The following is a 265-nucleotide window of genomic DNA, read 5'->3' as shown; positions in this document are numbered from 1 at the left end:
GGAGTTTGTACTGAGAAAGAAAGTGGTGGGTCGTGCAGGATTCGAACCTGCGACCAATTGGTTAAAAGCCAACTGCTCTACCAACTGAGCTAACGACCCGAGAATCACCATCATGATGAGCGGCGTGGTTGGTGTCACACCTTAGTATATATTCCTAGAAAGGAAAGTCAGACACTGCTCGTTGTACCGAGCACCACTTCAAAAATATAAAAGTGGTGGGTCGTGCAGGATTCGAACCTGCGACCAATTGGTTAAAAGCCAACTG

General features: G+C 47.2%; 1 tRNA gene. It reads right to left on the bottom strand.

What is annotated here, in order from left to right:
* Window positions 1–23 precede the first annotated feature (23 nt).
* A tRNA-Lys gene (locus A3762_RS07210) sits at window positions 24–99 on the bottom strand.
* Between the last annotated feature and the right edge of the window lie 166 nt (window positions 100–265).

The organism is Oleiphilus sp. HI0125, assembly GCF_001635355.1.
Note: the sequence above shows the minus strand (reverse complement) of the source record. Positions and strands in the feature narration are given on the sequence as shown.